Annotated in this window: 7 protein-coding genes and 1 pseudogene; 2 read left to right on the top strand and 6 right to left on the bottom strand. The window is 41.3% G+C overall.

Translation table 11 applies throughout. The features are described 5' to 3' along the window. Positions 1-195: 195 nt before the first annotated feature. The gene (locus tag KFV02_RS08460; protein WP_252381110.1) at positions 196-867 is read left to right on the top strand and encodes a tetratricopeptide repeat protein; all 672 of its coding nucleotides are present in this window, start codon (positions 196-198) and stop codon (positions 865-867) included. Between the two features lie 465 nt (positions 868-1,332). On the opposite strand, the gene glnD is transcribed toward KFV02_RS08460, so the two are convergent. The 3 genes from glnD to KFV02_RS08445 form a co-directional block, all read right to left on the bottom strand. After that, on the bottom strand, positions 1,333-3,954 hold the full coding sequence (gene glnD, locus KFV02_RS08455; protein ID WP_252381109.1) for a [protein-PII] uridylyltransferase: 2,622 nt from the start codon (positions 3,952-3,954) through the stop codon (positions 1,333-1,335). Positions 3,955-4,002: 48 nt separating this feature from the next. Further along, positions 4,003-4,341, bottom strand: a complete 339-nt coding sequence (locus tag KFV02_RS08450; RefSeq protein ID WP_252381108.1) for a P-II family nitrogen regulator — start codon at positions 4,339-4,341, stop codon at positions 4,003-4,005. 77 nt (positions 4,342-4,418) lie between these two features. Next, positions 4,419-5,636: an ammonium transporter gene (locus KFV02_RS08445; protein ID WP_252381107.1), complete on the bottom strand. Its 1,218-nt coding sequence runs from the start codon at positions 5,634-5,636 to the stop codon at positions 4,419-4,421. A gap of 652 nt (positions 5,637-6,288) precedes the next feature. On the opposite strand from KFV02_RS08445, the gene panB reads away from it, so the two are divergent. After that, on the top strand, positions 6,289-7,089 hold the full coding sequence (gene panB / locus KFV02_RS08440; protein ID WP_252381106.1) for a 3-methyl-2-oxobutanoate hydroxymethyltransferase: 801 nt from the start codon (positions 6,289-6,291) through the stop codon (positions 7,087-7,089). Between the two features lie 514 nt (positions 7,090-7,603). On the opposite strand, the gene KFV02_RS08435 is transcribed toward panB, so the two are convergent. The 3 genes and pseudogenes from KFV02_RS08435 to KFV02_RS08425 all read right to left on the bottom strand — a co-directional run bounded on the left by KFV02_RS08435 (position 7,604) and on the right by KFV02_RS08425 (position 11,446). After that, positions 7,604-9,007, bottom strand: coding sequence for a beta-barrel assembly-enhancing protease (locus KFV02_RS08435; protein ID WP_252381105.1), 1,404 nt, complete (start codon positions 9,005-9,007; stop codon positions 7,604-7,606). 104 nt (positions 9,008-9,111) lie between these two features. After that, on the bottom strand, positions 9,112-10,359 hold the full coding sequence (rho, locus tag KFV02_RS08430) for a transcription termination factor Rho (protein ID WP_252381104.1): 1,248 nt from the start codon (positions 10,357-10,359) through the stop codon (positions 9,112-9,114). 556 nt (positions 10,360-10,915) lie between these two features. Next, positions 10,916-11,446 (bottom strand): annotated as a pseudogene (locus tag KFV02_RS08425) (CarD family transcriptional regulator). Between the last annotated feature and the right edge of the window lie 7 nt (positions 11,447-11,453).

Genomic DNA, 11,453 nt, shown 5'->3' with positions numbered 1-11,453 from the left:
CAATCTAGATCACTTAAATTTGCTTGATAACTCTATCTTATCTGCTCTTTTGGTTAAATTTAAACCGGACACTAGTGTGCTCTCATCCTAAAAGGCGATATTAGCCGAGCAAAAAACAATTTCCGCGAGGCCGAACACTATTACACCCTGGCAAGTAAAAAGAACAAGTTATATCTGGAACCATTAAAAAAGCTTGTGGAACTATATGAACAGACCAATGAACTTAAGAAGAAACTGGAGTCTCTAAAAAAATTGGATCGGCTCTCATCCTTGAATCACCACCGCAAGATTGAGATAGGTCATACTCATATTCAATTAAACCAGGAAGAAGAAGGCAAAAAATACTTTGACCAGGCAATAAAACAGGTACAGAAACAGGCTACAAACATGCTTTGTTCTGCCATGATGGAGATAGCTCAAAAACTCAAAAACCAGCGACCTGACCTAAGCAGTCAGTATATTGCCAGGGCGATTAATACAAAAGGGAATAATTTATCACGCAAGGACTTATGGATGTTCAATGAAATGGGAGTTGCTTTACGCCAGCAAAACAGGTGGGAGGAGGCTATTGAGTACTATAAAAAAGGCCTGGAAATAGCCCCTATGGATGGAGGGCTCCTTTATAATATAGGCATGGCTTACGCCCAAGGTAAAAAATATTATAAGGCTTTGGAATACTTTAAGAAGGCTTTAGAAAATACCCCGGAAATTCTAAATGAAAGCCCCAATATCGCCTTTAACATCGGCAAGGTATATTTTAAGGTAAATGACTTTCAAGAAGCCCAGAAATTTTTAAGCAAGGCCATGGAACTTGACCCAAACTTTACTGAAGCCAAAAAGCTGTTGCAAAGAATCTCCAAGCGCTAGCCCATTATGAATGGGTGCATCCGATAGCTGCATGTTTGTTGAGTAGGTGAGTGGTTGTAGTAGGCGAGTAGGCGAAATGGATATTCTTTTTACTGTCGACATTTATGGTAAATAATACCAGATGGTTAGCTTTGTCACCCCGATGCTCTGCTTATCCGCAAGCTTTGCCAAGAGGAAAATTGAGGAAATAAAAGGCTTACACCCTACATCGAAAAGAGTGCGTCCGGTATATGTTCTGATTACGTCATTCTGAGCGAAGCGAAGAATCCCGTTTACCACGTTAGAGATTCTTCGGTCGCTTATACTCCCTCAGAATGACGTATTCAGAGCCCAGCTAACGGCTTCACGCTACCGGGAAAAAATTTGAATTTATATATGATTCTTTACAAGGTAAACTCAACGTATCCAATCAACAGGGTAGCAAGCAGGCAGACAGGAGTGGTGGGCTTTGTAGCCGGTTACAATTCAACTAGTCAGTCGTTGCATCAGGGCCATCCTGATTTCCTGTTCCTGTTCAGGATCCAAAATCTTCTCCCGCTCAACATTCAAGACATAAAAAATATCTGCAACCTGGTCCTTATGGGTGGCAAGCTTGGCAAAAACAATATCCAGACGAAGATTTAAAAGGGTCGCGCCTATATCGTACAGAAGCCCTACGCGATCGTTGGCAATGACTTCGATCACGGTGTAGAAATCAGAGCTATTGTTATCAATTATTACCTCGGGTTTGTATTCCGGAATTTCCACCCGTTGCAAGTAATCAGATTTTTGCTTCTTCAATGAAAGGCGATAATCCAAGGACAATCTGCCGGTCATGACTCGCTTCAAATCATGGGCCACTTTGTCCCAAAATTCCCCTGCAAATAAAGGATCAGGAGGGTTTGAAACCCGGAAAACATTCACAACTATATCGTTTTTAAAAACATTCAAGTCTGCAGATAAGATATTAATATTATTAAGAGCCAACACTCCGGCTATATTCATAAAAAGGCCTGGCTCATCATAGCTAACTACAGTCAGTTCCCAGCACCGGGCTTGAGAATTTTCATGAGCGTCAAGAATAAACCCCTTGCAGCCACCTTTAAAAGAGTTTGCTTTTCCTTCTTGAAATAACCTTTTAATTAATAACAGGTGAGCATGTATTGTTTCTGGAGAAAAATGGAGTAAGTAACGCGAAGGTAAAGCATCCAGGAGTTCCTCTAACTGTTCAAAATCAAAATCATTTTTTGCCAAGCTACGCAAACGGTCTCTGGTAGTGGCCATTTTATGTGCAGCGTGTGGACTGGCCAGACTACCCTGCTCAAGTATTTTCCTGACTTTAAAAAAGATCTCTTTAAGCAAGGCTTCGACCCATGGATTCCAAGCCTTGGGTCCGGTGGCCTTTGAATCAGCATAAGAAAGCAAGGTGAGTAGTGCTAGCCTGTGAACCGAACCAATTTGACTCGCCAGATTAATAATCACGGATTCATCTTCAAGGTCCTGTCGAGTCGCAGTCTTAATTAACAACAAATGATGTTCAATGAGAAAGGCTGTTTGCGCGATAATTGCTTCATCAATACGCAAGCGGGCTAAAATTTTGCGGGCAAGTTTTGCTCCTACCCGGGCATGACCTTTTTGCCCCTTACCAATATCATGTAAAAGAGCTGCCAGACGAAGTGCTGCGTCAGCAACGTAATCGCTTAAATATTCACTTAAGAAATCTTCATCATCCCGAGCAAAATTACACAAAAAAGAAACAGTTTTAACGCTATGTTGGCCAACAGGATAAGTATGGTAAGCATCGAATTGTACCTGGTCCTGGACCAGACCAAACTCGGGAATAAACGACCCGAGGAAACCTGTTTCAAGCATCTGTTCCAGGGCAAAGTCCGCCTTCTGTGACAATAAGATATCAAGGAATCTTTGTCCGGCATGGACATGGGACTGAAGGCTGGTCATAGTCATGGGCACAAGCTGACCAATAAGTCGTCTGGTTTCCCAGGAGAGTGGTGCCCCAAGCAAAGCACTTTGCTTAAAAATTTCCAATATCAGCAAGTTATTGCTTAAAATTGCCTCCGGAGTCTGAAAGGAAAGTTTCCGACCATCAAACTTAAATTCTTGAGGCAAGGCGAGTTGCCCGTCTGAATACGAAAATAACTCTGTCTTTGCTGAAAAATAGGTATGCAAAAACAAACGGCACAACACCTTGAGGCTAGTCATCTCACGGTGCAGTCTGGACAAAAAACTCTCCACGCCAAACTTGCCTCTTTGGTCTTTAAAACCTAGTTTAAGGGCCAGGTCTGGCTGAAGTTCAAAGTGGAGAAGATCAGTCCTTCTGCCTGTTAAAAGGTGCAGGTGAGAACGAACCAAAAAAAGAAAGTCTAGGTGTGTCTGTAAGGCCTCGTATTCAGGATGAGATAAAAGACCATGTTTGACCAGTTCATCGTTCTCCCTCAAAGCAAAATGAACTCGAGCGAGCCAGAGTATATAGTGATAATCTCGCAGCCCGCCCAAGCCTTCCTTAAGATGCGGCTCAATCATGGCACTGGCATCACCAAGCTGCTTCCTTCTTTGCTCATACTTTTCTTTCAGCCATTCGATAAATCTAGACTTTAATTCCGGAACAAGTTCGTTTTGAACAAGGGTATGAAGTTGAGAAAAAATCTCCCTGTCCCCTGCTAAAAAACGCATATCCAAAAGCGAGGTGAAAACATCCAGGTTTTTCCTGGACAAGGCCAAGCATTCTTTTACAGAACGAACCCCATGACCAAGGTCAAGACCTGCATCCCAGAGAGGATGAAACAAGTCACGAGCCAGGTCTTCGGCCTCAACCGGTATATCTTCCGCAAACAAAATTAAAACATCAATATCCGACCCCGGACATAGCTCCGATCGTCCATATCCGCCCACTGCTACAAGAGCAAAAGAGGAAGTTAAAAGGTTGGGAAGTTGAGAAGTTGAGGGATGAATCTCTGCAAGCCTGTCCTTGAAATAGTCATCAACAGCCTGTGCATATTTATGTACAAACCCCTTTCCTCCTATTTTGTTCAACACAGGATGATCAATTTCATCCCTGAACCTAACAAGCCGTGTTATGGCATTACACATCTTCTTTTCTCATCTTCTTACTTCTCAACTCCCAACCTTCTTTTTACCCTAAATGGCCTGGGCTCCACTTTCTCCGGTACGGATGCGCACAACATCGTCTACAGGAAGGACAAAAATCTTGCCGTCTCCGATCTTGCCAGTGCGCGCGGCATCCTGAACGCTGCGCAAGACATCAGCGACAAGACTCTCTTCTATAACAACCTCAATTTTGACCTTGGGTAAAAAATCCACCTGGTACTCAGCCCCTCTATATACTTCTTTGTGCCCCCTCTGCCGGCCAAAACCTTTCACTTCTGTTACAGTCATTCCTTTTATCCCAAGTTTGGTCAAACTTTCCTTGACTTCGTCAAGTTTAAACGGCCTGGTGATGATCTCTACCTTTTTCATAGTCACTCCTGAAATTTTTAATATTACAGGTAGGTAGCAGGTTTAAAACCTGCACCTACCTGTACTGTATTGTTCTCTTATAGCTGATAGCCACTTTCACTATGTTCACTGACATCTAAACCCCGCTCTTCATTTTCATCATCGACCCGCAATCCAACGGTTGCGTCAACAAATTTAAGGAGAATAAAACTAACGATAAATGAAAAGGCACAGGTTGCAACAACCGAAACAAACTGAATCCACAGCTGGGATGGATTGCCAAAAAATAGTCCATTAGCACCATCCGGATTAATCATCTTGCTGGCAAAGAGGCCTGTTGCCAAGGCTCCCCAAACACCACCCAAACCATGAATGCCAACCACGTCTAAAGAGTCATCATAACCAAACTTGGATTTTAAGAGTACACCGTAAAAACAGATAATACCGCCTGCAAAGCCAATAACCAAAGCTGAAAGAGGGCCTACAAATCCTGCTGCCGGGGTAATTGCGACGAGGCCAGCAACTGCTCCACTGGCAAGACCAAGTGTGGTAGGTTTGCCATGGTGCATCCACTCAATAAGTGTCCAGCTAACCGCAGCGGCGGCCGCAGCAATATGAGTAGTGACAAAAGCATTGGCAGCTAACCCATTTATAGCCAAAGCACTACCTGCATTAAATCCAAACCAACCAAACCAGAGTATAGCCGCACCAGTAAGCGTCATGGGCAGATTATGAGGGAGAAAAGATCTGCTCCCAAAACCACGCCTGGGTCCGATTATTAAAGCAGCTGCCAGGGCTGCACTTCCGGAGCTCATGTGTACGACTGCGCCACCGGCAAAGTCCAGGGCTCCCATGGCTCCCATCCAGCCTCCGCCCCAAACCCAGTGACATAAAGGGCTGTAGACAAGTGTTGACCATAATATTGTAAACAAAAGAAACGCGCTAAATTTCATTCTCTCGGCAAAAGCACCAGTAATCAAAGCCGGAGTAATAATGGCAAACATGCCCTGAAAAATCATAAAGGCCAGGTGAGGAATAGTTGAGGCATATTCAGGGCTTGGTTCCATGCCCACGTTTTTTAACCCGATAAAATCCAAGCCACCAATGAGCCCACCAATATCCTTACCAAAAGATAGAGAATACCCCCATAAAATCCATACAATGGTGATAACCCCCAGGCAAATAAAACTTTGCATGATTGTCCCCAGAACATTCTTGGATCTGGTCATGCCTCCGTAAAAAAGAGCCAAACCAGGGGTCATAAACATAACAAGTGCTGCTGAAACAAGAATAAACGCAGTATCAGCTCCGTTCATTTTACCCTCCCTACAAAAAAGATTTTTACAAAATTAGCAATCGACGTGCCAGTTGTAAATAACTTTAAAAATCAAGATGTTATCAAAAAACAAGACCTTCTAAACAGAACAAAGAAACGAAATTGTAAAAAAAGAAAAGCAATTTTAACATTTTTGTTATCAATACCCACAAACACTTATTCTGCTTAAACTCTTGACGACCTCTATGCCCAACCAACAAAACAACAATATAACATTGTGAAATTTAAAGAAGTTTACTTAAAACCAACAGGCCAGTCACAACAAAATTCTTAGTATGTAGCTATTTTCTTTACTATTTTTTAATTTAAAAAAAATTACAAAATTGAAAAAATGTTATTTTACAAAATTGTAATGATATTTACCAGAAAAGAATACAAAACTCCACTTTGAATTTTCATCCGCCGTGTGATAGGTGTATTGAGTTCGTTGTGATTGTCGAAAGCTACTGGACAATAAAAGAGTCTGTGGCCAAACCCCATTTTGACTACAAGATTAGAAATCAGGATTGAAAAGAAATTTTGAAAAATTGTCCTCTTGAGTAGGGTTTGGCCACAGACTCAAAAGAGAAAGTGATTTTCGAATACTAAATATTTCTCAATAAACAACGAATCTCAATATGAAGGAGTTCAATATGAAGGATAAGGTAACTATCCTGGACATCATTAAGGCCAAAGGACAACGTAAATTGACCATGCTCACAGCTTATGATTTCAACACATCGTATTATGTGGACCAGAGTGGTGTAGATATGATTCTGGTTGGCGACTCTCTGGCTATGGTAGTTTTAGGTCATGAAGATACCCTAAGCATCGGCATGGAGGAGATGTTGCACCATACTCGAGCAGTAAGCAGGGCAGCTAAACGAGCTCTGGTTATTGCCGATATGCCTTTTATGTCTTATCAGGCCAGCGTAGAAGAAGCAGTGCGTAATGCCGGTCTTTTTCTGAAAAAAGGTCGAGCCCACGCGGTTAAACTCGAGGGAGGAAGCAAAGTAGTCGCAAAAATCAGGTCTATTGTCGATGCAGGTATACCAGTTCAAGGACATATTGGCTTAACACCTCAAAGTATCAGGCAATTAGGTGGATTTAGGGTTCAGGGCAAGGATATAAATCAGGCCAAAGCACTAATCCAGGACGCTAAGGCACTGGAAGAAGCCGGGTGCTTTAGTATTGTTCTGGAGGCTATCCCAACAGACTTGGCTGCTCAAATTACATCCAGCGTATCTATTCCAACCATAGGCATAGGCGCGGGCCCTCATTGCGACGGCCAGGTCCTGGTTATTCATGATCTCCTAGGACTCAACGATCGCTTCAAGCCTAAATTTGTAAAACAATATGCCCAACTGGGGGGGACAATTCGTGAGGCTATAACACGTTTCCGAGAGGAAGTGGAAAAAGGAGAGTTCCCGGATACTGAGCATAGTTATTCCTAAACAGATTAAAGAGTCTGTGGACAAACTTCATTTCGATTACCAGATTGGAAATCAGCATTGAAAAAATTATAAAAAATGTCCTCTTAAGTAAGGGTTTGGCCACAGACTCAAAAACTCAACTTTCTGCCATGATTAACATCCTCAAATTACATCACAATTGAAGAGTGCATTTTCTGAAATGCATTACAAACGGGTTGGGTAACACATCTTGGCGAAGATTGCGGGAGTGCTGTGCATAGGGAGGTTATTCCATCGAACTTTCGAAACCCATCATAACAACAGAAAAGGTATTAAATAACATTCTATTGACTAACCCCATTATGCACAGCCCGCAAGCAAGCCTTAGATGTGTCCAACTCTTTGTTAGCATTGAAAAAAATGCGCTCGCAAATTAACTCAGAAAGTTGAGTCAAAAAGATGAAAAGGCTTAAAGGCAAAGATGAAAGAGCAAACCCAAACCCAACCCTGCCAGGCAACGAATCCGCCAGAAGATATCTTTACAGATTTTCTATGATCACCAGAACTCAGCCCGCTCTTTGTAGGCCTTTTCAAAATCTTTCACCTTTTTCTTCTGAGCGTCAGTTCTGGCAAGGGACTTAATCTTTTTTTGATGGAAACGGGTTTGTCTTTTATTATTCTTGTATAAATTGGCGTAGGCAAGATGCAAATGGGCAGCAAACCTATCCCCTTTCTGGCCCAAAACCCGAGCCAAATGTTCGTGTACTTCAGCATCTTCCGGGATATACTTTAAAACTTTCCGTAAATAGATGCTGGCTGTGTCAAAATCGCCCTTTTCTGCCAACACTCGAGCATAAAAGAAAAGGGCCATTAAATCCTTAGGGTTCAATAAAACAGCCTTTTGCAGGTATAATGCTGCCTGCTCCAATTGTCCGTAGGCATAATAAAACCTTCCCGCTTCCCTTAAAAAAAGAGGATCCTTTGAACCACATTTTAAGACCTTGATAAAGGCTGCTTCTGCCTCCTTGATTCTGTTTAGCCGACTTAAAGCAATTGCTTTGCCAAGGCCGCGTAGACACTCATCAAGTGCTTTTTCTTGAAAAAATTTAAGAGCCGATGCAGGGTCAGTGTATCTGGCTCGAAGCAAAGTTTGAACCCGATAAAACTCTTTGTCACTGTAGGCAGGTAAATCAACCCTCTTTTTGAGTCTGTTTACTCTTTCCTGCAAATAACCGATTCTTTCCTCTATACCGGGATGAGTACTTAAATAGGATGGAATATTACCACCGCCCGAAAGCCATTTTTTTTTACGAATCTTTTCAAAGGCAGATACCATTCCCTGCGGATTAAAGCCTGCGGCCATGAGAAAATTTAAACCAACCTGATCAGCTTCACGCTCATCATCACGAGAATACTTTAAAAAGGCAGATTTTGCTCCTGCAAGTGAACCTACTACCAGAGCATCCCCGCCAGCTTTAGAACCGATAAATACCCCTGCCAAGACCCCAAGCAAAGTTCCTAAACCGATTAGCTGAGAGCGTTCTATATTTTTGGCCACATGACGCTGAGAAATATGGGCCAATTCATGAGCCAGTACTGCGGCTACTTCTGATTCATGTTCCATACCTAAAATTAAACCGGAAAAAATCACCATATACCCAGCTACAGTAGCAAAGGCATTCATATTATTATTGTTAACCACATCTACTGTTATGGGAAAAAGCTGCGGCGGCATGTTTCTTTCCAAGCGCTGCACAATCTTCTGCACATAATTTTTCACTTCCGGATCTTCAATAATCGGGAACCTGGTACGGATCAGTTTTTTAAACTTCTCCCCCAGCTTTGCCTCATCTTTGATGGTAAACTCGCCCAGGTATCCTTTTGAAACAGAAGGGGTAAAAACAAAGAAAAATATCAGGATAAGAGACAGGTATTTTGTGACTTGATGTTTAATATTCAATGTCCAAGGTCCAAGCTTTGGGTCCGATATTCTGGACTCGAGTAAAACATATTTAAATAATTATCCAAGTTTAATAAAAAGTTTACCGAAATACAATAAAATTACTATTTATTCATCATATCCAAAAATTCTTTATTATTTTTTGTTCCTCGCATTTTATCCAAAAGGAATTCCATACTATTGATGGGATTCATGGGCGAAAGGACTTTACGCAAGATCCACACGCGGTTTAACACATCTTTAGGTAAGAGCAAGTCTTCCTTGCGGGTTCCCGAACGATTTATATCGATTGCAGGAAAAACCCGCTTATCAGCCAGGTGCCGATCCAGGTAAAGGTCCATATTGCCAGTACCTTTAAACTCTTCAAATATAACCTCATCCATGCGCGAACCCGTGTCGATTAAGGCTGTTGCAATAATGGTCAGGCTTCCTCCTTCTTCAATATTTCGTGCAGCCCCAAAAAATCTCTTTGGCCTTTGCAGAGCATTGGCGTCCAAACCTCCGGACAGAACCCGACCGGATGAGGGGGTTATAGCATTATATGCCCGCCCCAACCTTGTGATGCTATCCAGTAAAATAACCACATCCATCTTCCGCTCAACCAAGCGCTTGGCTTTTTCCAAAACCATTTCCGCCACCTGGACATGCCTTTGGGGTGGTTCATCAAAAGTGGAGCTAATTACTTCGGCTTTGACTGTACGCTCCATGTCTGTGACTTCTTCTGGACGCTCATCTATGAGCAGCACTATGAGAAAGGCGTCGGGATGGTTAGCATTTATAGAATTGGCAATGGTCTGTAGAAGCATGGTTTTTCCTGTCCTTGGAGGAGCAACAATCAACCCTCTTTGACCTTTTCCAATAGGAGTTAAAAGATCAATTATACGCGCCGAATAATTTTCAGCGCCATTCTCCATAATGTACCGTTCATTAGGATAAATTGGGGTTAAATTATCAAATAAAACCAAATTCTTGGATTCATCCGGGTCAGCATAGCCAATTTTATTGACTCTTAGCAAAGCAAAATAACGTTCTCCCTCCTTGGGCGGCCTGATCTGACCAGAGACAACGTCACCAGTACGCAAACCAAATCTTCTTATCTGAGAAGGTGAAACATATATATCGTCCGGACCTGGCATATAACTATACATGGGCGAACGTAAAAAACCAAATCCATCAGGCAAAATCTCCAAAACACCTTCTCCATATATAGTCCCATTTTGGGACGCACAGGCCTGAAGAATAGAAAATATTAATTCTTGTTTACGCAACCCACTCGGATTCTCAATTTTAAACTGACTAGCCAACTCCATCAACTCATTCATGGATTTAGTCTTCAATTCAGACAAATTCATAAAAATTTTCTCCTTAAATATTTATAATATAATTTTAACTAACCAGCCACCTAGCAATCCAGCCAAAACAAGACGCATGGCATTTAAAATTGTATATTGCTTCAATACGTTACACAAGATACCGTTTGACAAAAATACAAATTTAGTTTTTGGCGTAATCATTGATTCTCTATGCAAGAAAGCAATAAATGGATATGTATAAAAGTGGTATGCACTTAGTTGTAGAAACTAAAAAATTAGGGGTAAAAAAATATGCAAAAAGTTTAATCTTGAAATTAAAAAAAATTTACGCAGCATAATTCATAAAATTTAAAATAAACCAAAACAAATGACGTACTAATCCTACCCTACTTAGGATAGTAGAAGCATCAAAGTATATAAGCCTATTGAAAATTAATTTTAATTTTGTTTAAAAGATCTAGTCTCTATAGAAGGGAGTTAAGTGTTTGCCTATATTCTTGTATTCTTGGTTGGCAACTATAGATAGGATACCCAATGCGGAATATAAAGTTATATAAAAATATATACTATTTTATAGCTATGTCAACTGAAAAAGCTATTCTTCATCAACCTCGTTTACCTCTTCATTTGCTTTAAGTATATCAGCAAAAAGTTCTTCAATTTTTCTTTTTGCCTCACTTTGAGTTACGCCTAGAGCATAAGAAAGCTCCATGGATATAAGTCCCATAGCTTGTTCTAAAAGCCTTCTTTCTCCAAACGATAACTCTTTATCCTTACTAATCAGATAAAGCTCTTTAAGGACATAAGCTACATCTTTTAGTTCTTTACTCTTTAATTTCTCAGAATATTCACGGTAGCGGCGGTTCCAATTCTGACCAGAATAGCCTGTAAAATCTGAACGATCCTTTAAAAACTCTAATATAGCCTCGCCTTCTTCCTTGTTATATACTGGCCTTAACCCAACATTTTCAGCATTGGCGGTAGGAACCATCAATGTTACGTTATTACTTAGAATGCGCACAATATATAATTGAGTTTTAACCCCTCCAATCTCCTGCTCTTCTATAGCTTCAACTTTTCCGACGCCTTAGGCGGGATAGACTACTAATTCACCAACTGAAAACACTTTCTTC

Source organism: Desulfovulcanus ferrireducens, assembly GCF_018704065.1.
GTDB lineage: Bacteria > Desulfobacterota > Desulfovibrionia > Desulfovibrionales > Desulfonatronovibrionaceae > Desulfovulcanus > Desulfovulcanus ferrireducens.
Note: the sequence above shows the minus strand (reverse complement) of the source record. Positions and strands in the feature narration are given on the sequence as shown.